25 protein-coding genes are annotated in these 24,043 nt (G+C 72.3%); 17 read left to right on the forward strand and 8 right to left on the reverse strand.

Features of this window, described 5'->3' with window-relative positions; all coding sequences use genetic code 11:
• Nucleotides 1–89: 89 nt before the first annotated feature.
• The 8 genes from ACWEN0_RS30830 (at nt 90) to fgd (ending at nt 6,696) form a co-directional block, all read left to right on the forward strand.
• Nucleotides 90–494, forward strand: a complete 405-nt coding sequence (locus ACWEN0_RS30830; RefSeq protein ID WP_451981299.1) for a winged helix-turn-helix transcriptional regulator — start codon at nt 90–92, stop codon at nt 492–494.
• Nucleotides 495–669: 175 nt separating this feature from the next.
• Entirely contained in the window at nt 670–1,437 is a 768-nt protein-coding gene (locus ACWEN0_RS30835; RefSeq protein WP_451981302.1) for an SDR family oxidoreductase, read from the forward strand.
• A complete protein-coding gene (locus ACWEN0_RS30840; RefSeq protein ID WP_451981305.1) occupies nt 1,434–2,312 on the forward strand; it encodes an SDR family oxidoreductase in 879 nt (292 codons plus the stop codon). Before ACWEN0_RS30835 ends, ACWEN0_RS30840 begins: the two co-directional genes overlap by 4 nt.
• Nucleotides 2,312–3,052: an enoyl-CoA hydratase family protein gene (locus ACWEN0_RS30845; RefSeq protein WP_451981308.1), complete on the forward strand. Its 741-nt coding sequence runs from the start codon at nt 2,312–2,314 to the stop codon at nt 3,050–3,052. The genes ACWEN0_RS30840 and ACWEN0_RS30845 overlap by 1 nt, the downstream gene beginning before the upstream one ends.
• Nucleotides 3,042–3,905 carry a CoA transferase subunit A gene (locus ACWEN0_RS30850; protein WP_451981311.1) on the forward strand — a complete coding sequence of 288 codons (864 nt, stop codon included), beginning with the start codon at nt 3,042–3,044 and terminating at the stop codon, nt 3,903–3,905. Before ACWEN0_RS30845 ends, ACWEN0_RS30850 begins: the two co-directional genes overlap by 11 nt.
• Entirely contained in the window at nt 3,902–4,633 is a 732-nt protein-coding gene (locus tag ACWEN0_RS30855) for a CoA-transferase subunit beta (RefSeq protein ID WP_451981314.1), read from the forward strand. Before ACWEN0_RS30850 ends, ACWEN0_RS30855 begins: the two co-directional genes overlap by 4 nt.
• Nucleotides 4,630–5,685: an NAD(P)H-dependent flavin oxidoreductase gene (locus tag ACWEN0_RS30860; protein WP_451981317.1), complete on the forward strand. Its 1,056-nt coding sequence runs from the start codon at nt 4,630–4,632 to the stop codon at nt 5,683–5,685. The genes ACWEN0_RS30855 and ACWEN0_RS30860 overlap by 4 nt, the downstream gene beginning before the upstream one ends.
• 6 nt (nt 5,686–5,691) lie before the next feature.
• On the forward strand, nt 5,692–6,696 hold the full coding sequence (gene fgd / locus ACWEN0_RS30865) for a glucose-6-phosphate dehydrogenase (coenzyme-F420) (protein WP_451981320.1): 1,005 nt from the start codon (nt 5,692–5,694) through the stop codon (nt 6,694–6,696).
• Here fgd and ACWEN0_RS30870 read toward each other — a convergent pair whose 3' ends face one another.
• From ACWEN0_RS30870 to ACWEN0_RS30880, 3 genes are read right to left on the reverse strand one after another with little or no spacing between them, the layout of a single operon-like run.
• Nucleotides 6,697–7,848 carry an acetyl-CoA C-acetyltransferase gene (locus ACWEN0_RS30870; protein WP_451981323.1) on the reverse strand — a complete coding sequence of 384 codons (1,152 nt, stop codon included), beginning with the start codon at nt 7,846–7,848 and terminating at the stop codon, nt 6,697–6,699. It lies immediately after the preceding gene.
• Between the two features lie 8 nt (nt 7,849–7,856).
• Nucleotides 7,857–8,618: an SDR family oxidoreductase gene (locus ACWEN0_RS30875; RefSeq protein WP_451981326.1), complete on the reverse strand. Its 762-nt coding sequence runs from the start codon at nt 8,616–8,618 to the stop codon at nt 7,857–7,859.
• Nucleotides 8,615–9,760, reverse strand: a complete 1,146-nt coding sequence (locus ACWEN0_RS30880; RefSeq protein ID WP_451981329.1) for an acyl-CoA dehydrogenase family protein — start codon at nt 9,758–9,760, stop codon at nt 8,615–8,617. Before ACWEN0_RS30880 ends, ACWEN0_RS30875 begins: the two co-directional genes overlap by 4 nt.
• Before the next feature lie 82 nt (nt 9,761–9,842).
• Here ACWEN0_RS30880 and ACWEN0_RS30885 point away from each other — a divergent pair, with 82 nt between their 5' ends.
• The 6 genes from ACWEN0_RS30885 to ACWEN0_RS30910 are packed head-to-tail and all read left to right on the forward strand — an operon-like array spanning nt 9,843 to nt 16,409.
• Nucleotides 9,843–11,372 carry a FadD3 family acyl-CoA ligase gene (locus ACWEN0_RS30885; protein WP_451981332.1) on the forward strand — a complete coding sequence of 510 codons (1,530 nt, stop codon included), beginning with the start codon at nt 9,843–9,845 and terminating at the stop codon, nt 11,370–11,372.
• Nucleotides 11,369–12,211 (forward strand): enoyl-CoA hydratase, encoded by an 843-nt coding sequence (locus ACWEN0_RS30890; RefSeq protein ID WP_451981335.1) that lies wholly within the window; start codon nt 11,369–11,371, stop codon nt 12,209–12,211. Before ACWEN0_RS30885 ends, ACWEN0_RS30890 begins: the two co-directional genes overlap by 4 nt.
• Nucleotides 12,211–13,341 carry an acyl-CoA dehydrogenase family protein gene (locus ACWEN0_RS30895; RefSeq protein WP_451981338.1) on the forward strand — a complete coding sequence of 377 codons (1,131 nt, stop codon included), beginning with the start codon at nt 12,211–12,213 and terminating at the stop codon, nt 13,339–13,341. The genes ACWEN0_RS30890 and ACWEN0_RS30895 overlap by 1 nt, the downstream gene beginning before the upstream one ends.
• Complete coding sequence (locus tag ACWEN0_RS30900; protein ID WP_451981341.1) at nt 13,338–14,255, forward strand: acyl-CoA dehydrogenase family protein; 918 nt, start codon at nt 13,338–13,340, stop codon at nt 14,253–14,255. The genes ACWEN0_RS30895 and ACWEN0_RS30900 overlap by 4 nt, the downstream gene beginning before the upstream one ends.
• On the forward strand, nt 14,252–15,268 hold the full coding sequence (locus ACWEN0_RS30905) for an acyl-CoA dehydrogenase family protein (protein WP_451981344.1): 1,017 nt from the start codon (nt 14,252–14,254) through the stop codon (nt 15,266–15,268). The genes ACWEN0_RS30900 and ACWEN0_RS30905 overlap by 4 nt, the downstream gene beginning before the upstream one ends.
• A gap of 55 nt (nt 15,269–15,323) precedes the next feature.
• Nucleotides 15,324–16,409, forward strand: coding sequence for a hypothetical protein (locus ACWEN0_RS30910; protein ID WP_451981348.1), 1,086 nt, complete (start codon nt 15,324–15,326; stop codon nt 16,407–16,409).
• A 41-nt stretch (nt 16,410–16,450) separates the two neighbouring features.
• Here ACWEN0_RS30910 and ACWEN0_RS30915 read toward each other — a convergent pair whose 3' ends face one another.
• From ACWEN0_RS30915 to ACWEN0_RS30925, 3 genes are all read right to left on the reverse strand, one after another.
• Entirely contained in the window at nt 16,451–18,265 is a 1,815-nt protein-coding gene (locus ACWEN0_RS30915; protein WP_451981351.1) for a flavin-containing monooxygenase, read from the reverse strand.
• 90 nt (nt 18,266–18,355) lie between these two features.
• Entirely contained in the window at nt 18,356–19,531 is a 1,176-nt protein-coding gene (locus ACWEN0_RS30920) for a GAF domain-containing protein (protein ID WP_451981354.1), read from the reverse strand.
• Between the two features lie 66 nt (nt 19,532–19,597).
• The gene (locus tag ACWEN0_RS30925) at nt 19,598–20,341 is read right to left on the reverse strand and encodes a sigma-70 family RNA polymerase sigma factor (protein WP_451981357.1); all 744 of its coding nucleotides are present in this window, start codon (nt 20,339–20,341) and stop codon (nt 19,598–19,600) included.
• Nucleotides 20,342–20,424: 83 nt separating this feature from the next.
• Here ACWEN0_RS30925 and ACWEN0_RS30930 point away from each other — a divergent pair, with 83 nt between their 5' ends.
• Both ACWEN0_RS30930 and ACWEN0_RS30935 read left to right on the forward strand, forming a co-directional pair.
• A complete protein-coding gene (locus ACWEN0_RS30930) occupies nt 20,425–21,105 on the forward strand; it encodes a TetR/AcrR family transcriptional regulator (RefSeq protein WP_451981360.1) in 681 nt (226 codons plus the stop codon).
• Between the two features lie 81 nt (nt 21,106–21,186).
• On the forward strand, nt 21,187–22,182 hold the full coding sequence (locus ACWEN0_RS30935; protein ID WP_451981363.1) for a TerC/Alx family metal homeostasis membrane protein: 996 nt from the start codon (nt 21,187–21,189) through the stop codon (nt 22,180–22,182).
• Here ACWEN0_RS30935 and ACWEN0_RS30940 read toward each other — a convergent pair.
• A complete protein-coding gene (locus ACWEN0_RS30940; protein ID WP_451981366.1) occupies nt 22,162–22,578 on the reverse strand; it encodes a VOC family protein in 417 nt (138 codons plus the stop codon). The genes ACWEN0_RS30935 and ACWEN0_RS30940 overlap by 21 nt on opposite strands.
• Before the next feature lie 22 nt (nt 22,579–22,600).
• On the opposite strand from ACWEN0_RS30940, the gene ACWEN0_RS30945 reads away from it, so the two are divergent.
• Entirely contained in the window at nt 22,601–23,248 is a 648-nt protein-coding gene (locus tag ACWEN0_RS30945; RefSeq protein ID WP_451981369.1) for a GntR family transcriptional regulator, read from the forward strand.
• Here the strand turns inward: ACWEN0_RS30945 and ACWEN0_RS30950 are convergent, their stop codons facing one another.
• Nucleotides 23,249–23,971, reverse strand: coding sequence for a TetR/AcrR family transcriptional regulator (locus ACWEN0_RS30950; protein ID WP_451981372.1), 723 nt, complete (start codon nt 23,969–23,971; stop codon nt 23,249–23,251).
• Nucleotides 23,972–24,043: the final 72 nt, after the last annotated feature.

The raw sequence follows: 24,043 nt of genomic DNA on the forward strand, positions 1-24,043 counted from the left end.
CTGCAGAGTGTACTAACTTTGAGAAAGTGCCAACTGTTGGTGAGCGTCGTCACCTGGGATTCGGTGGCCGGGGAGGTACCGTTGAGGGCATGAGCGCGGCGCCGGAGTGGCTGGACGAGCACGGACAGGTCGTGTTCGACGTCTTCGCGCAGGCCTGCACGTCCCGCGCGACGCTCGAGCACATCACCGGCCGCTGGGGCATCCTGGCGATGGCCGCCCTCCACGACGGCACGCTGCGCTTCAGCGCGCTGCGCCGCCGGGTTTCCGGCGTCAGCGAGAAGATGCTGGCCCAGACGCTGCAGGCACTCGAGCGCGACGGCTTCGTGCACCGCGAGGCCCAGCCGACCATCCCGCCGAAGGTCGAGTACAGCCTGACCCCGCGCGGCCGCCGGACCGCAGGGCTGCTGCTGACCCTGATCCAGGACGTCGAGGGCCAGATGCCCGAGGTGATGGAAGCCAATGCGAAGTACGACGCCGCGAAGCGGGAGTCGTAACGCGTTCTAGTTCGCGTGGGGGAGCCGCACGGCTTCGAGCTGGGGATCGCTGAGCGGGGCATCGATCAGGGTCGTCGGTCCGGTGACCGTGTTCGTACATCGCTTTGAGTACCCGCGCAGCGTCCGTAGTCTCGCCGACCTTGCCCAAAGTTGGAACGTGTTCTAGTTTTGAGGCGTGAAGACCGATCTGGGCCTGGCCGGCACCGTGGTGCTCGTGACCGGGGGCGTCCGCGGGGTCGGCAAGGGCATCGCCGACGTGTTCCTCGCCCACGGGGCCCACGTCGTCGCCTGCGCGCGGCACGAGACCCCGACCGCGGCCGAGTTCGCGCGGTGCGATGTCCGCGACGAGACTCAGGTGAAGGCCCTGGTCGACGGCATCGTCGCGAAGCACGGACGGCTCGACGTCGTCGTCAACAACGCCGGCGGGGCCCCGTACGCCCCCGCCGCGGACGCGTCGCCGCGGCTGCACGAGAAGGTCGTGCAGCTCAACCTGCTCGCACCGCTGCTCGTCGCGCAGCACGCCAACGCCGTCATGCAGCGGCAGGACGGCGGCGGGGCGATCGTGATGATCTCCAGCGTCAGCGGCACCCGCGCGTCGCCCGGCACCGCGGCCTACGGCGCCGCGAAAGCCGGGCTCGACAACCTCACCGCCAGCCTTGCCGTCGAGTGGGCGCCGAAGGTGCGCGTCAACGCGCTCGACGTCGGCATGGTCCGCACCGAGCAGGCCCACCTGCACTACGGCAGCGAGGCCGCGGTCGAGGCGGTCGGCAAGACGGTGCCGCTGGGCCGGCTCGCCGAGCCCGAGGAGGTGGGCGCCTGCGCCGCGTTCCTCGCCTCCGGCCTGGCTTCCTACGTTTCCGGCGCCACCCTGCGCGTCCACGGCGGGGGTGAGGTCCCGGCGTTCCTCGCCGCGGCCGACGTCAACCACCAGGAGGATTCGTGAGCAGGTTGTGCCAGGACCGCGTGGTCGTCGTGACCGGCGCCGGCCGCGGCATCGGACGCGCCCACGCGCTGGCCTTCGCGGCCGAGGGCGCGCTGGTCGTCGTCAACGACGTGGACGGGGACGCGACCGCCGAAGTCGTCGCGGAAGTCGGGGAGCGGGGCGGGAAAGCCGTCGCGAACACCTCCGACATCGCCGACTGGACCGGCGCGAAACAGCTCGTCGACACCGCGCTGGAGAACTTCGGCCGCCTCGACGTCCTGGTCAACAACGCGGGCTTCGTGCGGGACCGCATGCTGGTCAACCTGGCCGAAGACGAGTGGGACGCGGTGATCCGCGTGCACCTCAAAGGCCATTTCGCGCCGCTGCGGCACGCGGCGGAGCACTGGCGTGCCGAGGCGAAGGCGGGACGGACGCCGCGGGCCCGGGTGATCAACACCAGTTCGGGCGCCGGACTGCTGGGCAGCGTCGGCCAGGGCAACTATTCGGCGGCGAAGGCGGGGATCGCCGGACTGACCGTCGTGGCCGCGGCCGAGCTGGCGCGCTACGGCGTGACGGTGAACGCGATCGCGCCGGCCGCGCGGACCCGGATGACCGAGGCGGTGTTCGCCTCGATGGCGCGTCCGGACGAGGGCTTCGACGCGATGGCGCCCGAGAACGTCTCGCCGCTGGTCGTCTGGCTGGGCAGTGAGGAGTCCGCCCACGTCACCGGCCGCGTCTTCGAGGTCGAGGGCGGCAAAGTGGCCCTCGCCCAGGCCTGGCGGCACGGCCCGGAGACCGACAAGGGCGACCGCTGGGACCCGGCCGAACTCGGCCCGGTCGTCGCCGGCCTGCTCGAGCGCGCGCCCGAGCCCGAACCCGTCTACGGAGCGAGCTGATGGGCATCCTCACCAAGCGCGACGCCCACGTCGAGGTCGTCACCGTCGACTTCCCCCCGGTCAACGCGCTGCCCGTGCAGGGCTGGTTCGACCTGGCCGAGGCGATCAGGAAGGCCGGCGAGGACCCGGACGTCCACGTCGTCGTCCTGCGCGCGGAAGGCCGCGGCTTCAACGCGGGCGTCGACATCAAGGAGATCCAGCGCAGCGCGGGGTACGACGCGCTCGTCGGCGCGAACAAGGGCTGCTACGCGGCTTTCGGCGCCGTCTACGACTGCGCCGTGCCGGTTGTCGCCGCGGTGCACGGCTTCTGCCTCGGCGGCGGCATCGGCCTGGTCGGCAACTCCGACGTCGTCATCGCCGCCGACGACGCCACCTTCGGCGTCCCGGAAGTCGAGCGTGGCGCCCTGGGCGCCGCGACGCACCTGGCCCGGCTCGTGCCGCAGCACCTCATGCGCACGCTCTACTTCACCGCCCGCACCATCACCGCCGCCGAGCTGCACGCGCACGGTTCCGTCTACCAGGTCGTACCGCGCGCGGAGCTGGACGACGCCGCACTGGCCGTCGCGCGGGACATCGCGAAGAAGGACCCGCGGGTCATCCGGGCGGCCAAGGAGGCCCTGAACGGCATCGACACCCAGCAGGTGCACCGCAGCTACCGCTTCGAGCAGGGCTTCACCTTCGAACTGAACCTGCTCGGCGCGTCCGACGAAGCCCGCGAGGAGTTCTTGAATGGCCGATAAGCGCACCACCGCCGACGAGGTGGCGGCGGAGCTGAAGGACGGCATGACGATCGGCATCGGCGGCTGGGGCTCGCGGCGCAAGCCGATGGCGCTGGTCCGCGCGATCCTCCGGACACCCGTTCGCGACTTGACGGTGGTCTCCTACGGCGGTCCCGACGTCGGTCTGCTGTGCGCGGCGGGCAAGGTCAAGCGGGTGGTGTTCGGGTTCGTCACGCTCGACACGATTCCGTTCGACCCGTGGTTCGGCCGTGCCCGCGAGACCGGCGCGATCGAGGTCACCGAGTACGACGAGGGCATGTTCGGCGCCGCGCTTTCGGCTGCGGCGCAACGGCTTCCGTTCCTGCCGATGCGGGCCGGGCTCGGCTCGGAGGTGATGCGCGCCAACCCGGACCTGCGGACCGTGCGCTCGCCCTACGCCGACGGCGAGGAGCTGGTCGCGGTCCCCGCGCAGCACCTCGACGTCGCGCTCGTGCACCTCAATCGCGCCGACGCCCGCGGCAACGCCCAGTACCTCGGCCCGGACCCGTACTTCGACGACCTGTTCTGCCTGGCCGCCGAGAAGAGGTTCGTCTCGGTCGAAAAGGTCGTCGAGACGCCGGACTTGCTGGCGGGCGGCCCGGTGCAGTCGCTGCTGCTCAACCGCGGCGCGGTCGACGCCGTCGTCGAAGCCCCGCGCGGCGCGCACTTCACCACGGCGGTGCCGGACTACGGCCGGGACGAGCGGTTCCAGCGCCACTACGCCGCCTGCGCCAAGGATCCCGGGGCCTGGCCGGGCTTCGCGGACCGGTTCCTCTCGGGAGACGAGCGGCAGTATCTGTCCGAAGTGGACAAGTTCGAGGCGGAGGCGGCATGAGCGCGACCCGGGCCGAGATCGCCGTCGTGGCGGTGGCCGAGCTGTTCCGCGGCGACGGCGAGATCGTCGCCAGCCCGATGGGCCTGGTCCCGCAGCTGGGCGCGAAGCTCGCGCGGCTGACGTTCGCCCCGGACCTGCTCATGTCCGACGGCGAGGCGTACCTGGTCACCCCGGACGGCGAAGTCGAGGGCTGGCAGCCGTTCCGTAAGATGCTCGACACGATTGTCCCGCACGGCCGCCGGCACGTCGTGATGGGCGCCAACCAGGTCGACCGCTACGGCAACCAGAACATCTCCGCCATCGGCGACCACGCCCGGCCGAAGAAGCAGCTGCTGGGCGTGCGCGGCGCGCCCGGAAACACCGTCAACCACCGCACGAGCTACTGGGTGCCGCGGCACAGCACGCGCGTCTTCGTGGACGCCGTCGACGTGGTTTCCGGGGTGGGCTACGACAACGCGGCGAAGGCGGGCCCGGCGGCCGAGAAGTACCACGACGTCCACCGGGTGGTCACCAACCTCGGCGTGTTCGACTTCGCCACGCCGGACCACTCGATGCGGGCGGCGTCGTTGCACCCGGGCGTCACCCGCGAAGAGGTCGAAGCGGCGACGACGTTCTCCCTCGACTTCACCGGCACCGGGACCAGCCGCGAGCCCACCGGCGAAGAGCTGCGGCTCATCCGGGACGTGCTGGACCCGAAAGCGTTGCGCGACAAGGAAGTCCCGGCGTGAAGACCGCGCTGACCGAGCTGGCCGGGATCGAGCACCCGGTCGTGCAGACCGGGATGGGCTGGGTCGCCGGCCCGCGGCTCGTCTCGGCGACGGCCGAAGCGGGCGGGCTCGGCATCCTGGCCTCGGCCACGATGACGTACGCCGAGCTGGAAGCGGCGATCGCGGAAGTCAAGAAGCGCACCGGGAAGCCGTTCGGCGTCAACCTGCGAGCGGACGCGACGGACGCCGGAGACCGCGTCGACCTGCTGATTCGCGAGGGCGTCAAGGTGGCGTCGTTCGCGCTGGCGCCGCGCAAGGAGATGATCGCGAAACTGCGTGACCACGGGATCGTCGTGGTCCCGTCGATCGGCGCCGCGAGGCACGCCGAGAAGGTCGCCGCGTGGGGCGCCGACGCCGTCATCGTGCAGGGCGGCGAAGGCGGCGGGCACACCGGGGGAGTGGCCACGACGCTGCTGCTGCCGTCCGTGCTGGACGCCGTCGACATCCCGGTGATCGCGGCCGGCGGGTTCTTCGACGGCCGCGGGCTCGCCGCCGCGCTCGCGTACGGCGCGGCGGGCGTCGCGATGGGCACCCGGTTCCTGCTGAGCAAGGAGAGCACGGTCCCCGACGAGGTCAAGCGCGTCTACCTGGAGCAGGGGCTCACCGGGACCGTCGTCACCCGGCGCGTCGACGGCCTGCCGCACCGCGTGCTGCGCACCGAGCTGGTCGACAAGCTGGAGCGCACCGGGCGGATCCGCGGCCTCGCGCAGGCCGCGCGCAACGCCCTGCGCTTCCGGAATATCACCGGACTGTCCCCGGTTGCCATGGTCAAGGAAGGCTTCGCGATGAAGCACGGCAACGCCCTGACGTGGAGCCAGCTGGTCATGGCGGCGAACACCCCGATGCTGTTGCGCGCCGGGCTGGTCGACGGCCGCACGGACGCGGGAGTGCTAGCGTCGGGGCAGGTGGTGGGCATGATCCACGACCTGCCCACGGTGGCCGAGATCGTCGAGGGCACGGTGGCCGAGGCGGGTGAGATCCTTCGCCGCCTGGGCCGGGAAACGGGAGGATGAGCGAGGGTGGCGCTGAAGGTCGGTTACAAGGCGTCCGCGGAGCAGTTCGGGCCGCGGGACCTGGTGGAATACGCCGTGCGCGCCGAAGAGGTCGGCCTCGACTCGGTGTGGGTGTCCGACCACTTCCTGCCGTGGCGGCACGAAGGCGGGCACGCGCCGTGGGCGCTGGCCTGGATGCCGGCGGTGGCCGAGCGGACGAAGCGGGTGCAGATCGGCACGAGCGTGCTGACCCCGACGTTCCGGTACAACCCGGCGGTGATCGCCCAGGCGTTCGCGACGATGTCGCTGCTGTCGAACGGGCGCGTGATCCTCGGCGTCGGCACCGGTGAGGCGCTGAACGAGATCGCCGTCTCCGGCCGCGAGTGGCCGGAGTTCAAGGAGCGTTTCGCGCGGCTGCGCGAGTCGATCAAGCTGATCCGCGAGCTGTGGACCAGCGACAACGTGAACTTCAAGGGCGACTACTACGAGCTGGTGGACGCCAAGATCTACGACCGCCCGGAGCAGCCGGTGCCGGTGTACGTCGCCGCGGGCGGCCCGGTGGTGGCCAAGTACGCGGGCCGCGCGGGCGACGGGTTCATCTGCACCTCGGGCAAGGGCATGGACCTCTACACCGAGAAGCTGATGCCCGCGGTGAAGGAGGGCGCCGAGGCGGCCGAGAAGACCGTCGAGGACGTCGACCGGACCATCGAGATCAAGCTGTCCTACGACCGCGACCCGGAGAAGGCGCTGGAGAACACCCGGTTCTGGGCGCCGCTGTCGCTGTCGGCGGAGCAGAAGCACACGGTGTCCTCGGCCGAGGAGATGGAGCGGCTGGCCGACGAGCTGCCGATCGAGCAGGTCGCCAAGCGCTGGATCGTGGCGTCCGACCCGGACGAGGCCGTGGCGCAGATCAAGCCGTACCTGGACGCAGGCCTGAACCACCTGGTCTTCCACGGCCCGGGCCACGACCAGGAGCGCTTCCTGACCCAGTTCGGCGAAGACGTGCTGCCGAAGCTGCGCGCCCTCGGCTGATCACAGCCGTTCGATGATGGTGACGTTGGCGGTCCCGCCGCCTTCGCACATCGTCTGCAGGCCGTAGCGGCCGCCGCGGCGCTCCAGTTCGTGCAGGAGCGTGGCCAGGAGCTTCGTCCCGGTTGCCCCGATGGGGTGACCGAGGGCGATGCCTCCGCCGTTCACGTTCACGCGGGACGGGTCCGCGCCGGTCTCGTCCAGCCACGCCAGCACCACGCTGGCGAACGCCTCGTTGACCTCGAACAGGTCGATGTCGTCGATGCCGAGCCCGGTTTTGCGGAGGGCCTGCGCAGTCGCCGGGATCGGGCCGGTCAGCATCCACACCGGGTCCGCCGCGCGCACCGACAGGTGGTGGATGCGGGCCCGCGGCTCGAGACCGTGTTCCTTCACGAACGCTTCCGACGCCAGCAGAGCCGCGCTCGCGCCGTCGGAGATCTGGCTCGCCACCGCCGCCGTCAGCCGGGAGCCTTCGCTCAACGGCTTCAGGCCGCGCATCCGCTCCACCGACGTGTCCCGGCGCGGCCCCTCGTCGTGCCGGAAGTCGTCGACCGCCGCGGTCTCCGCGTCGAACCGGCCTTCGTCGATGGCGGACAGGGCCCGCTGGTGGCTGCGGAACGCGTACTCCTCCATGGCTTCCCGGCTGATGTCCCAGTGCTCGGCGATCATGTCCGCGCTGCGGAACTGCGACACCTCGACGCTGCCGTAGCGCTCCTGCCAGCCCTTCGACCCCGAGAACGGGTCGTCAAAACCGTATTCGCGCCCGGCGAGCATCGCCGCGCTGATCGGGATGCGGCTCATGTTCTGCACGCCGCCGGCCAGCACGAGGTCCTGTGTCCCCGACATGACCGCCTGCGCCGCGAAGTGCACGGCCTGCTGGCTCGACCCGCACTGCCGGTCGACCGTCACCCCGGGCACGTGGTCGCCGAACCCCGCGGCCAGCCACGCGGTCCGCGCGATGTTGCCGGACTGCGGGCCCAGGGTGTCCGTGCAGCCGAGGATGACGTCCTCGACGAGGTCCGGGTCGACGCCGGCGCGGTCGACGACCGCCTGGATGACGTGCGCGCCCAGGTCCGCGGAGTGCCGGCCGGACAGGGCGCCGCCGCGCCGGCCGACCGGGGTGCGGACCGCGTCGAGCAGGAAAGCTTCGGGCACGGCAACTCCTAGGGGTGCTGGCTGCTGACGGAGACGACTTCGCCGGTGAGGTAGCTCGCGTAGTCGCTGGCGAGGAAGACCATGACGTTGGCGACCTCCCACGGTTCGGCCGCGCGGCCGAACGCCTCGCGTTTCGTGAGGTCCTCGAGTAGTTCGTCACTGGTCACCTTCGCGAGGAAGGGGTGCATCGCCAGGCTGGGCGCGACGGCGTTGATCCGGACGCCGTGCTCGGCCGCGTCGAGGGCCGAACAGCGCGTCAAGGCCATCACCCCGGCCTTCGCGGCCGCGTAGTGCGCCTGACCGGCCTGGGCGCGCCAGCCGATCACGGACGCGTTGTTGACGATCGCCCCGCCGCCGCCCTGCGCGACGAACTGCTTCAGCACCGCCCGCGTGCACCGGAACGTGCCGGTCAGGGTGATGTCCAGAACGCGCGACCACTCGTCGTCACCCATCTCGAGGACGGACTTCGTGCCGCCCAGCCCGGCGTTGTTGATCATCACGTCGACCCGGCCGAAGTGCTCGGCCGCGCCGTCGACGAGCGCCTGGACCTGGTCTTCCCGCGTGACGTCGCACGGGATGGCGTGCACCGCGCCCAGCTCGGCGGCCTTCTCCTTGAGCCGCCGTTCGTGCCAGTCGCTGATGACGACCCGCGCGCCCTCCTCGAGGCACCGCTTGGCGACGGCCGAGCCGATGCCGGTCCCGGCCGCGGCGGTGACCACCACGACCTTGCCGGACAACAGGTCGTGGCCGGGTGGGTACTGGGGGATCACGGTCGGGCCTCCCGGGGCAGGCCGAGCACGCGCTCGGCGATGATGGTGCGCTCGATCTCGTCCGAGCCGCCGTAGATCGTGTCGGCACGGGTGAACAGGTACAGCCGTTGCCAGTCGTCCAGCTCGCCGCCCTCGGCGGTCAGCGAACGCGCACCCCGCGCGCGCACGGCCAGCTCGCCCAGGCCGCGATGCCACTGCGCCCACAGCAGCTTCCCGACGGCGACCTCCGGCCCGGCCGGGCGCCCGAGCGTCCTCAGCGCGTGCGCGCGCAGGACCCGCAGGCCGAGCCGGGCGCGGGTGAGGTCGTTGCGCAGCAGCGGGTCGTCGTACGTGCCGAGCCGCTGGGCCTCGGCGACGATGTCGTCCAGTTCGCGGCGGAAGCCGATCTGCTGGCCGAGCGTCGAAACACCGCGTTCGAACCCGAGCGTGGCCATCGCGATCTTCCAGCCGTCGCCGGGCTCGCCGACGATCAGGCCCGCGTCCGTGCGGGCGTCGTCGAAGAACACTTCGTTGAACTCGGACGTCCCGGTCAGCTGCTGGATCGGCCGGACCGTGACGCCGTCCTGGCGCAGCGGCACCAGCAGGTAGGACAGCCCGTGGTGGCGCCGCGACCCCGGTTCGGTGCGCGCCACGACGAAACACCAGTCGGCCACGTGGGCCAGGGACGTCCAGATCTTCTGGCCGTTGATCACCCATTCGCCGTCGCGCAGGACCGCCGACGTCGAGACGGCGGCGAGGTCGGATCCGGCGCCGGGCTCGGAATAGCCCTGGCACCAGAGTTCCTCGACGGCGGCGATCTTCGGCAGGAACCGTTCGCGCTGCCCGGGTGTGCCGAACGCGATGAGCGTCGGGCCGAGCAGCTGCTCGCCGATGTGGTTGACGCGCGCGGGCGCGCCCGAGGCCGCGTACTCCTCGTGGAAGGCGACCTGCTCGTCCAGCGAAAGTCCGCGCCCGCCGAACTCGCGCGGCCAGCCGACGCAGGTCCAGCCCGCGGCGGCCAGGTGCCGTTCCCAGGCCAGGCGCAGGTCGAAGGCCTCGTGCTCGCGTCCCGGGCCGCCGAGGCCGCGCAGGTCCGCGAACTCGCCGGTCAGGTTGTCCGCGAGCCAGCCCGCGACCTCACGGCGGAATCGCGTCGGTTCCACGCACGCCTCCTTGCTGCCGGGCCCGTCCGGGACCTAGGGTAATGAGAACACGTTCTAGTTTGCCGGTCCAGAGGAGGGTGTGGTGGGACAGACCACGATCCCGGCCGTCGTCCGCGATGCCGCAGCGAAGTTCGGCACCGCGGAGGCACTGGTCGACGGCGGCGTCCGGCTCGGATTCGGCGCTCTTCTGGAACGTGTTCAGACGGTCGCGCGGGCCTTCGCGGCCCGGGGCGTCGCGCCCGGCGACCGCGTCGCGATCAACCTCCCGAACACCCACCACTGGGTCCTGACGGCCCTGGGTGCGCTCTACGCGGGCGCGACGCTGGTGCCGGTCAACACCCGGTTCACCGCCGCCGAGACCGTCGACCTGCTGGTCCGCAGCCGCGCGAAGGCGCTGGTCGTGGCCGCAGACTTCCTGGGCGCGGACCGGCACGCGGCGATCCGCGACACCGGCACGGCGCTGCCGGACCTCGGCACGGTCGTCCGGGTGCCCCTGGCGCAGCCGCACCGGGACGTGGCCGGCACGCTGGGCTGGGACGAGTTCCTGGCGGAGGCCGAAGGCGTCACGGCGGCCGAAGCCGAGGCGCGCGCGGACGCGGTCAAGCCCGACGACGTCAGCGACATCCTGTTCACCTCGGGCACCAGCGGCCGGTCCAAGGGCGTGCTGTCGGCCCACCGGCAGGCGGTCGACGTCGCCGCGGCGTGGGCGGACTGCGGCCGGGTCACCGCCGAGGACCGGTACCTGGTGATCAACCCGTTCTTCCACAGCTTCGGCTACAAGGCCGGGATCCTCGTCGGGCTGCTGACCGGCGCGACGATCGTGCCGCAGGCGGTGTTCGACGTCCGGGCCGCGCTGGCCGTGATCGAGCGCGAGCGGATCTCGGTCCTGCCCGGCGCGCCGACGATCTTCCAGTCCCTGCTGCACGAACGCCGCGGCGATCTCCCGTCACTGCGGCTGGCCGTCACGGGCGCGGCGACCGTGCCCGCGTCGCTGGTCCGCCGGATGCGCGCCGAACTGGGCTTCGACATCGTCCTGACCGCGTACGGGCTCACGGAAGCCGTGGTGGTGACCATGTGCCGGCCCGGCGACGACGCCGAACTGGTGGCGAGCACGTCCGGCCGGGCCACCGCGGGGTTCGAGGTGGCCGTCCAGGGCTCGCCGGGCGAGGTCGTGGTGCGCGGGCCGAACGTGATGCTCGGCTACCTCGACGACCCCGAGGCGACCGCGAAGGCCGTCGACGAGCAGGGCTGGCTGCACACCGGCGACGTCGGCGAGCTGGACGGCGCCGGCAACCTGACCATCACCGGCCGGCTCAAGGACATGTATATCTGCGGCGGCTTCAACGTCTACCCGGCCGAGGTCGAGCACGCGCTGACCGAGCTGGAGGGCGTCCGCGACGTCGCCGTCATCGGCGTCCCGGACGAGCGGCTCGGCGAGGTCGGCAAAGCGTTCGTCGTCGGGGAAGGACTGACCGCGGACGACGTGATCGCGTTCTGCCGCGACCGGCTCGCCAACTACAAGACCCCGCGGTTCGTCGAGTTCGTGGACGAGCTGCCCCGCAACGCTTCCGGCAAGGTGCTGAAGCGGCTGCTCAGTGAGGAGAAGGCATGAGCGACGTCGTCCGCTACGAACGCCGCGGGCCGGTCGCGGTGGTGACGATGAACCGGCCCGAGTACCGCAACGCCCAGAACTCGGCGATGACCTACGCCCTCGACGACGCCTTCGCCCGCGCGGTCGACGACGCCGAGGTCAAGGTGATCGTGCTGGCGGGGGCGGGCAAGCACTTCTCCGCCGGGCACGACATCGGCAGCCCGGGCCGGGACGCGGACCAGTCGTTCGACCGCCGCGCGGTGATGTGGTGGGACCACACCGACCGCGCCGGCGGGGACCAGCGGTTCGCCCGCGAGTCCGAGGTCTACCTGGGCATGTGCCGGCGGTGGCGGGAGATCCCGAAGCCGATGGTCGCGAGCGTGCAGGGCGCGTGCATCGCGGGCGGGCTGATGCTGGCCTGGGTGTGCGACCTGATCGTCGCCGCCGACGACGCGTTCTTCGCCGATCCCGTGGTGCGTATGGGGATTCCGGGTGTGGAGTACTTCGCGCACCCGTGGGTGCTGGGGCCGCGCGCGGCGAAGGAAGTGCTGTTCACCGGCGAGCGGTTCACGGTCCAGCAGGCCAAGGAGTGGGGGATGGTCACCCGGATCGTCCCGCGCGCGGAGCTGGAGCAGCGGACCATCGAGCTGGCGGAGAAGATCGGCGGGATGCCGCAGTTCGGGCTGGCGCTGGCGAAGAAGGCCGTCAACCAGGCCGAGGACCTGATGGGCCTGCGGTCCGGAATGGACTCCGTGTTCGGCCTGCACCACCTCGCGCACGCCCACAACGCGGAGACGTCGGAAGACTCCCTCGGCGGGCAGTCCGCGCGGTCGATGCGCGACGCGAACAGGGGGGCTTGATGGACCTCGACATCGACGAGGCCTCCGCCGCTTTTCGCGACGAGGCACGGGAATGGCTCAGGACGCACGTCCGGGCGTTGCCGTCGATGGACACCGCCGAGGGCTTCGCCGCCCATCGCGAGTGGGAGGCCGAACTCGCCGACGCGCGCTGGTCGGTCGTGTCGTGGCCACGCGAATACCACGGCCGCGACGCGTCGTTGCTGCAGTGGCTGCTGTTCGAGGAGGAGTACTACGCCTCGGGGGCGCCCGGCCGGGTCGGCCAGAACGGCATCTTCATGCTCGGGCCGACCCTGTTCGCGCACGGCACGCAGGAGCAGCGCGACCGGATCCTGCCCGCGATGGCGACCGGTGCGCAGGTCTGGGCGCAGGCGTGGTCGGAACCCGAGGCGGGCAGCGACATCGCGGCGTTGCGCAGCACGGCGGTCCGCACCGACGGCGGCTGGCGGCTGTCGGGCCAGAAGACCTGGAGTTCCCGCGCGGCCTTCGCCGACCGCGCGTTCGGTCTCTTCCGCACGGATCCCGACGCCCAGCGCCACCACGGCCTGACGTACTTCATGGCCGACCTGCGTGCCGACGGCGTCACGGTCCGGCCGATCCCGCAGCTCGACGGCGAGCCCGGGTTCGCCGAGATCTTCTTCGACGACGTCTTCGTGCCCGACGAAGACGTCATCGGGGAGGCCGGGCAGGGCTGGCGGGTCGCGATGACGACGGCCAACAACGAGCGCGGCCTGTCCCTGCGCAGTCCCGGCCGGTTCCTCGCCGCCGCCGACCGGCTCGTGGACCTCTGGCGCTCGGAAGGCGCACCGGAGTCCACCAGGGACCGGGTCGCCGACGCGTGGATCGGGGCCCGTGCCTACCAGCTCTACACGTTCGGCACGGTCAGCCGGTTGCAGGACGGCGGTGCGCTGGGCCCGGAGTCCAGTGTGAACAAGCTCTTCTGGTCGCGTTTGGACGTTTCCCTGCACGAGACCGCGCTCGATGTCCTGGGCCCGGCGGCCGAGACCGACCGGGGCTGGGTGGACGGCTACCTGTTCTCCCTCGCCGGGCCGATCTACGGCGGCACCGACCAGATCCAGCGCAACACGATCGCCGAGCGGCTGCTGAACCTGCCCCGGGAGGCCCGCCGATGAGGTTCCAGCTGTCGCCGGAACAACGCCAGTTCTCGGCGTCCCTGCACGACTTCCTGGCCGGTGCGGACACGGCGGCGGTCGCGCGCGCCTGGGCCGCCGGAGAGCCCGACCGCGGCCTGAAGCTCTGGCGCGGCCTCGCCGAACTCGGCGTCCCGGCCCTGCTGGTCGACGAAGACCTCGGCGGTTCGCTGGTCGATGTCGTCGTGGCGTTCGAGGCACTCGGCTACCACGCCGTGCCCGGCCCGCTGGTCGAGACGGCCGCCGTCGCGCCGTCCGTGCTGACCGGCGACCGGCTCACCGCGCTCGCCGAAGGGGACCTCCTGGCCACGGTCGTCGCGCCGCCGGAAGTCCCCCTGGCCCTGGACGCCGACGTCGCCGGCGTGGTCCTCGACCTCGACGAGGGCGAGGTGTCCGACGTCGCGATCGAGCTCGTGCGATCCGTCGACCCGGCCCGGCGGCTGTTCCGGATCACCGGCACCACCCGGCCCGCGGCCGCCGACCCGGCGGCGTTCGACCGCGGCGTCCTGGCCGTGTCCGCGCAGTTGCTGGGCGCGGGCCAGTGGCTGCTCGACGCGTCGGTCGCCTACGCGAAGCAGCGCAGCCAGTACGGCCGGGCCATCGGCGAGTACCAGGCGGTCAAGCACCTCCTCGCCGACGTCGTGACGCAGCTCGAACTCGCCCGGCCGCTGCTGTACGGCGCGGCCGTCGCCGGGGACACCTTCGCCCGGGACGTCTCCGCGGCGAAGGTCATGGCCGGCGACGCCGCCTACCTCGCCGCGCGCACGGCCCTGCAGGTGCACGGCGCCATCGGCTACACGGCCGAGCACGACCTCGGGCTGCGGCTGACCAAGGTGCGGGCCCTGGCCGGCGCCTGGGGGACCGGGGCGTTCCACCGGGCCCGGGTGCTGCGATGACCGACCCCCTGGAAACCGAAGAGGCCGTCGCCCTGCGCGAGGCGGTCCGCGCCCTGCTGACGCGGCGATCGGGTCCGGAAGCCGTCCGCGCCGCGATGGAATCCCCGCTCGGCTACGACGACAAGCTGTGGTCGACGCTCTGCGAACAGATCGGCGTCGCCGCCCTCGCCGTTCCCGAACGGTACGGCGGCGCGGGCGCCGGACTCGCCGAAGTCTGCGTGGTCCTGAGCGAACTCGGCCGGACGCTCACCCCCGCGCCGATGCTGGGCTCCGCCGTGCTGTGCGGGGAAGCGGTGCTGCGCACCGGGAACGACGAAGCCTGCGAACGGCTGCTGCCGGGCATCGCGGCGGGCACGACCCTCGCCGCCCTCGCGTGGTCCGACGAAGCCTGGTCGCCGGGCTTGACCGCGTCCGGCGCCGGGCTGGACGGCCGCGCCCACTACGTCCTGGACGGCGACCTCGCGGACGTCCTTCTGGCCGTGGCGCGCACTTCCGACGGCTTGGGGCTGTTCGAAGTGCCGCTCGACGGCGTGCGCCGCGAGCGCGTCACGAGCCTGGACCCGACCCGGCGGCTCGCCGTGGTCGAGTTCTCGTCCACTCCCGCCCACCGCCTCGACACCGCGGGGTTCGACGAGTCCCTGTGGGACACCGCGGTGATCGCCGTCGCCGCGGAGCAGGTCGGTGCGGCCGCCCGCGCGCTGGAACTCACGGTGGAGTACACGAAGCAACGCCGTCAGTTCGGCCGCGCGATCGGGTCGTTCCAGGCGCTGAAGCACCGGATGGCCGACGTGCACGTCCACGTCGAAGCGGCGCGGTCGGCGTTGTACGCGGCCCTGGCCGACGGGGACGCCGAGGCCGTCATGACCGCGAAAGTCGTGTGCGGCGAAGCGTTTTCGCACGCGGCGGCGGAGATGATCCAGCTCCACGGCGGCATCGCGATCACCTGGGAACACGACGCCCACCTGTACTTCAAGCGCGCCCACGGGACGGCGCGGCTGTTCGGGACTCCGTAACCACCCCGCCTATCCCCGGGTGTCCTCGAGTCTCCGACAGAGCAGGAGTTCGAACGTGGCACCGAGAATCACCCGGGCGCTGGGCCTGATCACCGCACCGGTCGCGCTCGCGGCCGCCGTCGCGCTGGCACCCCCGGCGCAGGCGGCCGGACCCGTCCACTACACCGTCACCTTCATCGGCTCGAAGAACCTCCCGTTCGGCAACGCGCCGTTCGGCATCAACGCGGCCGGCCACACCGCCGGCCTGGGCACCTTCCGCGGCAGCGGCCAAACGGCCTACCTCGGCACCGGCCCGGCGCAGCTCACCAGCCTGCCGGGCCTGGACACCACCGACCCGGACCTGGCCACCGCGACCGAAGCGTTCGGCCTCAACGACAGCGACACCGTCGTCGGCACCGCGTACCTGAACTTCCCGATCCGGCAGGACGCGGTCGTCTGGCACGGCGGCGTGCCGGCCGACCTGGACATCCCCCTCCCCGGCGACGAGGAGATCCACGCCGTGGCGATCAACAACGCCGGCCAGATCGCGGGCAGCGGCCTCGACACGGGCAAGGCCTGGCTCTACCAGAACGGTTCCACCACGATCCTGCCGGACCTGCCCGGCGGGCAGGTGGCCGAGGCCTTCGGCATCACGCAGGACGGCCAGGTGCTGGGCGTCGCGTCCGCGACCACCGACACCCACCACGCCGAGGCCGTCGCCTGGCGCACCGGCACCGTCGTCCCGCTGGGCAGCCTGGCCGGCAGCACGTGGTCGGAAGCGCACGCCATGAACGCCGCCGGGATCGCGGTGGGGGCCGCCGGGTTCAACGGCGACGAGTTCGCCCCGCGCCACCCGGTGCTGTTCGCGCACGGCCAGGTCACCGACCTGTGGCCGGACCTGGGCGGCAGCACCTCCGGCACGGCGTTCGCCGTCAACTCCGCCGGCACGGTCGTCGGCGACGGCCGCGACGGCTGGGTGTACTCCGGCGGCGTCCGGACCGACCTGGACCGGCTGATCCCGGCGAACGCCGGCGTCACGATCACCGCGGCCTGGGCGATCAACGACGCCGGCCAGATCGCCGCGACCGCGCACCTCAAGAACGGCACCACGACCCAGCGGACCCCGGACTACGCGGTCCTGCTGACCCCGGTGACCGGCTGACCCGGCGGGGGTGCCGTCCGCCCGGACGGCACCCCCTCCGGTCAGCTCAGGTGGTGGCGTTCCTGCAGCCCGTACACCGGCGTCGGGATGCCCTCCGCCCGGGCTTTCAGCTGCAGCGCAAGGTAAAGCGAGTAGTGGCGTGACTGGTGCAGGTTCCCGCCGTGGAACCACAGCCCGTCCTGCCGGGTGGGCTTCCACATGTTCCGCTGCTCGCCCTCCCACGGGCCCGGGTCCTTGGTGGTGTCCGAGCCCAGGCCCCAGACCTTGCCGACCTTGTCCGCGACCTCCTGGCTGATCAGGTCGGCGGCCCAGCCGTTCATCGAGCCGTAGCCCGTCGCGTAGACGACCAGGTCGGCTTCCAGCTCGGTGCCGTCCTCCAGCACCACGGACGTCTCGGTCAGCGACGCGACCTGGCCGTGCGCGAGCTTGACCTCGCCGTCGGCCACCAGGTCCGCCGCGCCGACGTCGATGTAGTAGCCCGAGCCGCGGCGCAGGTACTTCATGAACAGGCCGGAGTCGTCGTCGCCCCAGTCGTGCCGGAAGCCCGCCGCTTCGAGGCGGTCGTAGAACTCCTGGTCACGCTCCTTGATCGCGGCGTACACCGGCTGCTGGAAGGTGTGCATGATCCGGTAGGGGAGCGAAGCGAAGGTCAGGTCCGCCTTCTGCGTCGTCATGCCGGCGGCCAGTGCGCGCTCGGAGTACAGGTCGCCCAGGCCGAGGTCCATCAGCGAATCGGACTTCACGATGTGCGTCGAGCTGCGCTGGACCATCGTGACGTCGGCGCCGGCCTCCCACAGCGCGCCGCAGATGTCGAACGCCGAGTTGTTGGAGCCGATGATCACGGCCTTCTTACCGCGGTAGGCGTCCGGCCCGGGGTGCCGGGAGCTGTGGTGCTGCTCGCCGCGGAAGCGCTCCTGCCCGGGCAGCACGGGAACGTTCGGCTTGCCCGACATGCCGGTCGCCAGCACGAGCTGCTTCGGCTTGAGGACGACTTCTTCGCCGTCGCGGTCGAGGACGACCGTCCACTCCTGGGTTTCCTCGTCGTAGGCGGCGCTCTTGCAGGTCGTCGACGACCAGTAGGTCACCTCCATGACCTTCGTGTACATCTCGAGCCAGTCGGCGATCTTGTCCTTCGGCGCGAACACCGGCCAGTTGCGCGGGAAGTCGAGGTAGGGCAGGTGGTCGTACCAGACGGGGTCGTGCAGGCACAGCGACTTGTACCGGCCGCGCCACTGGTCGCCCGGCCGGGCGTACCGGTCGACGACCACGTGCGGCACGCCCAGCTGGCGCAGCCGGGCGCCCAGCGCGATCCCGCCCTGCCCGCCGCCGATGACGACGACGTACGGCTGCCACGTCGTGCCCAGCTCGGCGGCCTCCGCTTGCCGCGCTTCGGACCAGGTGACGCGCTCGCGGTTGACGCCGTGCTCCGCGCCCTTCGGCCGAAGCGTGCCTTGCGGTTCCTCGTGGCCCTTCAGCTCGTAGAGCGTCGTGAGGAACGTGAACGCGCCTTCGTCGGTGAGCCGCAGGTGCCCGCGGCCGCGGCCGGCCGCCGTGTCGAACCCGATCCACGCCTCGACGACGCCGTCGGACTCGGTGGGTTCTTCGGTGGCGTGGAACCCGGTCGCGTCGGCGCTGTCCATCGTGGCCAGCAGCAGGTCCTTGACGCCGTCCCGGTTTTCGACGGTCTTGAGGTTCCAGGTGAACGCGACCAGGTCCCGCCAGAACGACGTCGTGGCGAAGAGGGCCGCGGCCCGGTCGGCGTCACGGGCCGCGAGCGCGGCCTCGAAGTCGGCGAGCCAGCCGTCGACGCGCTGCCGGGCGCCGAGGGCCGCGGCCGGTTCGAGGGTCTGGGTCATGAGCGGACCTCCCCGTCTCGGGCACCGTCGTCGTCGGCGGCGCGTTCAGGGCAGCCAACCGCGCCGGCCCGGGCCGGCGTAAGGGTTGCCCTAAGGTTGCAACAGCACGACGTCGACGCCGGGGGCGATCCGGTACGGGCGGGCCAGCAGCAGGCCGCCGACGAGCTTGCGCAGCCGCGACAGCTCCGCGCGCACGGTCACCAGGTGCGTCCGGTCGCCGTAGAGCGTCTCCGACAGCTGCGCGGCCGACACCCCGGCCCGCCCGGCCGTCGCGATCAGCCGCAGCAGATCGGCCTGTCGCCGGCCGAGCGGGTGCGTCCACCGCGCGGAGCCTTCGACGATCGCGCGCGGCGGGTCGAAGGCGAGCGTGAGCTTCAAGGTCTCGCCGCCGGCCGGGCGCAGCAGCCAGCCGCCGGGCACCGGTTCGGGTTCGCACGCCCCGATCCCGCGGACCGCGACCGGCATCCCGTGCCGGGGCGCGGCCACCCGGTCGATCCCGGAGACGCCGCTCTGCGCCGCGACCCACCCGTGGTCGTCGACGACGAGCCCGGGCCCGCCGCCGAGCACGTGCCCCGACAGCTGCCGGAGGCCTTCGAGCCGCGCCTCGTGCCGCTGGTGCAGCACGGCTTCGGCCAGCCGCACCGACGTCCCGACCAGGGCGACGGTCATCGGGTGGACGGTCTCGGCCGGCCCGCTGACGTCCACGATCCCGAGCAGCTCGCCGGTCCGCGGGTCGTGGACGGGGTAGGCGGTGCAGGCCCAGGTGTGGTGCGAGCGCACGAAGTGCTCGGCGGCGAACATCTGGACGGGCGCGGCCTCGGCCAGCGCCGTCCCGATGGCGTTGCTGCCGATCGCGGGCTCCGACCAGGTCGCGCCCTCGGTGAAGCCGAGCGAGTCGGCGCGGTGCCGCACCCCGCGCGCCCCTTCGCGCCAGAGGACGACCCCGTCGGCGTCGGTGACGACCATCAGGTGGTGGGCGTCTTCGGCGACCGACGTCAGCGCGCCGCGCAGTTCGGGGAGCACTTCGTTGAGGCGGCAGACGGTCCGCCGCCGTTCGACTTCGGCGGCCCCGACGGGATCGGGCGCGGGCGGCCGGTCGGGATCGACACCCTGCGCGGCGACGCGCCGCCAGGACCGTTCGACCAGCCGGCGCGGCGCGATCCGGGGCGCGCGCCCGGCCAGGACGGCGTCGTGGATGCCCGCGAGCAGGCGGGCGTGCCCGGCCACGTCGGTGCCGGGCCGGACCGCGCAGACTCCTTCGTCCACCGCCACCTCCTGGGCCGGGCCCCCACGGTAACCCCGCGCACCGGGGGCGGGGCAACCTCGGCGCACCTACCCGGTGAGGCGGACCGCCGATCCGGGCAGCTCGCGGTTCGCCTCGTCCAAGCCGCTCACGACGGTCCGGCAGGAGCCGCAGCCGGCGATGTGGTCGGCGACGACGCTCGCCCGGCGCGGTGACAGCCCGCCCCGGACCCACGCCCCCAACCGCCGGCGCGGCTCGCGGCAGACCGGCTGCTCGGCGTCGGGCACCTGGACCTGCAGATAGGCCTGCCGCAGTCCCTCCCGCGCGCGCATCGCCAGCGCCGACACGCTGTTGGGCGTCAACCCCAGCAGCGGCGCGGCTTCCGTCGGCGAGTCGCCTTCGGCTTCGGTCCGCCAGAGCACCGTGCGCCACCGGCCGGGCAGGGTGCAGTAGGCCGTCCAGACGAGGTTCTCGTTCGACCGGTGCAGGGCCAGTTCCTCGGCGCCGCTCGAGGACGTCTCGGGGACCGTCTCGCACAGCTCGACGCGGCTGCGCTGCCGGCTCCACCGCGAGACGAGGTTGCGCATCGTCACGACGAGGTAGGGCCGGAGGTCGCCGTCCGGGCCGCCACCCGCGCGCACCACGGCCAGCACCCGGGCGAACGTCTCGGCCACCAGGTCGTCGCGCTCGGCGGGCTGCCTCGCCCACGCCGCGGCCGTCCGCCGCAGGGGCCCGGCGTGCCGCCGGTACAAGGCGCCGCACGCGTCGAGCTCGCCCGCGCGAAGGGCGGCGAGCAGCTCGGCGTCCGACAGTTCCTCGGCGACAGTTCCCATCGGTACTCTCCGCGACCAGCCGGCACCCAAAGTAAGAGGTACGGCAGTGTACGCCATAGGGGTCCGCCGGTACACTCCAGCCGATGACGTCGACGGACGCCCCGCGACGACCCGACGGCCGCGCCGCGCGGTGGGCCGACCAGCGCGACCGCCGTCGCCGCGAGTTCGTGGAAGCGGGGCTGCGCGCGATCGCCCGGCACGGGCCCGAAGTCTCCACCGAGCAGATCGCCGACGAAGCCGGAGTGGCCCGCACGCGCCTCTACCGGCACTTCGACGACGCCGCCGACCTCCAGGAGGCGATCGCCGCCCGGGTCGCCGAGCTGATCACCGCCGAGTTCGCGCCCCTGTGGCACCCCGGCGGCACCCCGATGGACCTGATCCGCACGGCGATCGGCGCGCACACCCGCTGGCTGGCCGAGCACGGCGCGCTCTACCGCTACCTGACCAAGCACGCGATGTCCGGCTCCCGGGACGTCTTCGCCGACGGCAAAACCGCCATCGCCCGTCAGCTCACGATCGTCTTCGAGCACTACCTCGCGCTGTTCGGAGTGGACACCCGCGTGGGCGAAGCGGTCGCGTTCGGGCTCGTCGGCCTGGTCGAGTCGAGCACGTCGCGCTGGCTGGAGAGCCCGCGCGGCGTCGAACGCGCCGAACTGGCCGCGCTGCTGGCCCGCTGGGTGTGGGGGATCGTCGACGACACCCTGCGCGCGGGCGGCATCCGGCTCGACCCGCACACCCGGCTGGCCGCCGCGCACCTCGGCTGAAGAGTCCACTGTGGACTCCTGGTGCGGGTTCGCGTTCCGCCCCTTACGATCGCGGCAAGGACCGGGGAGCGGGGGACGGGGATGGGTGTCGGCACCTGGCTGGTCACGATCGGCGTCGTCCTGGCGTTGCTCGCGCTCGACCTCGTGGTCGCCGCGCTGCGGCCGCACCGGGTCGGGTTCGGCGAGGCCGTCGCGTGGTCGGTGGGCTACATCCTGGTCGCGGTGGCGTTCGGCGTCTGGCTGACGCTGGCCCACGGCGGTGAGCTCGGCACCGAGTACTTCGCCGGCTACATCGTCGAGAAGAGCCTGTCGGTCGACAACCTCTTCGTGTTCGTGATCATCATGACGACGTTCGCCGTCCCGGAGGAGCACCAGCACAAGGTGCTCACCTTCGGGATCGTCCTCGCGCTGGTCATGCGGGCGGCGTTCATCGCCCTCGGCGCGACGCTCCTCGCGCTGTTCTCGTTCATGTTCCTGCTCTTCGGGCTGCTGCTGATCTACACCGGCGTGCAGCTGTTCCGGCACCGCGACGCCGACCCCGACATCGAGCACAACGTGATCGTCCGGACGGCCCGGCGGCTCCTGCCGGTCTCCGACGCCTACGACGGCGGCCGGCTGCTCACCCGCACCGGCGGCCGCCGCATGGTGACGCCGCTGGTCGTGGTGCTGGTCGCGATCGGCGGCGTCGACCTGCTGTTCGCGCTGGACTCGATCCCGGCGGTCTTCGGCGTCACGGACGAGCCGTACGTCGTCTTCGCCGCGAACGCGTTCGCGCTGCTCGGCCTGCGGGCGCTGTACTTCCTGGTCAAGGGCCTGCTCGACCGGCTCGTCTACCTCTCCGCCGGGCTCGCGGTGATCCTCGCGTTCATCGGCGTCAAGCTGATCCTGCACTGGGCGCACGTCGACGTCGACGCGCGCGTCCCGGAGATCGCGACGCCGGTCAGCCTGGCGGTGATCCTCGGCGTCCTGGCCGTCGTCACGGTCGCCAGCCTGGTCAAGACGCGGCGCGACCCGGGCGCGAAGGCGCACCCGGGCTCACTGCGCGCGCCGGACGCCTCAGACCGCGAACACCTGTGAGTCGTCGGCGAACGCCTTGAACTCCAGGGCGTTCCCGGTCGGGTCGAGCAGGAACATCGTCCACTGCTCGCCGGCCTGGCCTTCGAAGCGCACGTACGGCTCGATCACGAACTTCGTCCCCGCCGCGCGCAGGCGGTCGGCGAGGGACTTGAACTCCTCGACCGTGAGGATCAGGCCGAAGTGCGGCACCGGCACGTCGTGGCCGTCGACCGGGTTGTGGACGCGCTCGCGCCCGCCCGGCGCCAGGTGCGTCACGAACTGGTGGCCGTGCAGGTTCCAGTCGATCCAGGTCTCGGCGCTGCGGCCCTGTTCGAGGCCGAGGGTCCCGCCGTAGAAGGCGCGGGCGGCGGCCAGGTCGTCGACGGGCATGGCGAGGTGGAAGCGAGGCCTGATCATGTCTTGATGTTAACATTGCGACATGAGCAGGCAAGTGGCTCCGGCGCGGCGCCGGGGACTGGCCGACGAGGTCGCCGACCGCATCCGGGACGCGATCTTCGACGGGGGCTACGCGCCCGGCAGCCAGCTGCGCGAAGTCGAGCTGGCGGAAGCGCTCGGCGTCAGTCGCGGGCCGGTGCGGGAGGCACTGTTCAAGCTGGAGCGCGAAGGTCTCGTCCGCGGCGAATGGCACCGGGGCACCACGGTCACCGCCCTGTCCGACGAGGACGTCGCCGAGCTGGACAGCCTGCGCGCGGCCCTGGAGCAGCTCGCCGTCGGCCTGGTGGTGGACCGCGCGCCCGACCTGGCGGCGGTGGACGCGGTGGTGCGGCGCATGGAACGGGCGGCCGACGAGCACGAGATGGTGCGCTGCGACCTCGACTTCCACGACGCCGTCTACGCCGCGGCCGGCCACCGCCGCCTGCGGGAGGCCTGGGCGGCGATCCGGTCGCAGGTGCACCTGTTCCTGCTGACCCGGATCGGCGTCGAGACCGACGGCTACCTGGCCGCGATCCCCGCCGAACACCGGCAGCTCGCCGACGCCCTGCGCGCGGGTGACCGGGACGCGGCGCTCGAGCTGTTCGCGACGCACCGCCGCCTCGCGTTCGACCTCCTCACCGGGCGGTCCTGATCACGACGGCAGGTGGGTGGCGATCCCGGCCAGCACCCGCTCCAGCCCGGCTTCGAAGCCCCGGTCCAGCCGGTCGGCGGCGTGCGGCAGCTCGGCCTCGACCATCACGCGGGTGAAGCGCGGGTAGAACCCGCTGTCCACGATCATCGGGCCGTATTCGCCTTCGCGTTCCATCCACTGGTCGTGGCTCAGCCCCGAGCGGCGCGCCGCCTCCTGGTCGGCCAGCTCGCCCAGCACGTGCCCGAGGACGAACGCCGAGAGCGTGCCGAGCGCGGCGAGCATCTCGTCGGTGTCCAGGTCGACGCCGTCGAACGCCGAGAGCGTCAGCTCGCGCCAGTGCAGGCTGTGCGGTCCGTGGATCGCGCGGCCGGCGAGCACCGCGGGGAACCACGGGTGCCGCAGCGCGACGTCCCGCAGCAGGCGGGCGATCGCGCGCAGCCCGTCCCGCCAGCCGGCGGGCAGGGCGGTGCCGCGCAGCTCGCCCATGACCTCGTCGCCCATCAGCTCCAGCACTTCGTCCTTTTTGGACACGTAGCGGTAGAGGGAGGTCGTCCCGGCGCCGAGTTCGGCCGCGACTCGCCGCATCGAGACGGCGTCGAGGCCCTCGGCGTCGGCGATCCGGATCGCGGCGAGGGCGACGTCTCGCCGGGTGTGGGCGGGCTTCGGGCCGCGGGTGCCGTGCTCGGGACGCAGCCAGAGCGGCGGCTGGTCGTTCGCCGGCACCGCTCACCTCCTTCGGTATTGCGAACACTGTACCCAGTTCGCTACCGTGGTGTTACTGAGCACGCTGTGCCC

It is taken from the genome of Amycolatopsis sp. NPDC004378, from assembly GCF_053602455.1.

Bases quoted from the DNA above. Each gene is read 5' to 3' on its own strand.
- ACWEN0_RS30830 (WP_451981299.1), top strand. From the start codon at position 90: ATGAGCGCGGCGCCGGAGTGGCTGGACGAGCACGGACAGGTCGTGTTC.
- ACWEN0_RS30845 (WP_451981308.1), top strand. From the start codon at position 2,312: ATGGGCATCCTCACCAAGCGCGACGCCCACGTCGAGGTCGTCACCGTC.
- ACWEN0_RS30850 (WP_451981311.1), top strand. From the start codon at position 3,042: ATGGCCGATAAGCGCACCACCGCCGACGAGGTGGCGGCGGAGCTGAAG.
- ACWEN0_RS30855 (WP_451981314.1), top strand. From the start codon at position 3,902: ATGAGCGCGACCCGGGCCGAGATCGCCGTCGTGGCGGTGGCCGAGCTG.
- ACWEN0_RS30890 (WP_451981335.1), top strand. From the start codon at position 11,369: ATGAGCGACGTCGTCCGCTACGAACGCCGCGGGCCGGTCGCGGTGGTG.
- ACWEN0_RS30895 (WP_451981338.1), top strand. From the start codon at position 12,211: ATGGACCTCGACATCGACGAGGCCTCCGCCGCTTTTCGCGACGAGGCA.
- ACWEN0_RS30900 (WP_451981341.1), top strand. From the start codon at position 13,338: ATGAGGTTCCAGCTGTCGCCGGAACAACGCCAGTTCTCGGCGTCCCTG.
- ACWEN0_RS30905 (WP_451981344.1), top strand. From the start codon at position 14,252: ATGACCGACCCCCTGGAAACCGAAGAGGCCGTCGCCCTGCGCGAGGCG.
- ACWEN0_RS30915 (WP_451981351.1), bottom strand. From the start codon at position 18,265: ATGACCCAGACCCTCGAACCGGCCGCGGCCCTCGGCGCCCGGCAGCGC.
- ACWEN0_RS30925 (WP_451981357.1), bottom strand. From the start codon at position 20,341: ATGGGAACTGTCGCCGAGGAACTGTCGGACGCCGAGCTGCTCGCCGCC.
- ACWEN0_RS30930 (WP_451981360.1), top strand. From the start codon at position 20,425: ATGACGTCGACGGACGCCCCGCGACGACCCGACGGCCGCGCCGCGCGG.
- ACWEN0_RS30935 (WP_451981363.1), top strand. From the start codon at position 21,187: ATGGGTGTCGGCACCTGGCTGGTCACGATCGGCGTCGTCCTGGCGTTG.
- ACWEN0_RS30940 (WP_451981366.1), bottom strand. From the start codon at position 22,578: ATGATCAGGCCTCGCTTCCACCTCGCCATGCCCGTCGACGACCTGGCC.
- ACWEN0_RS30945 (WP_451981369.1), top strand. From the start codon at position 22,601: ATGAGCAGGCAAGTGGCTCCGGCGCGGCGCCGGGGACTGGCCGACGAG.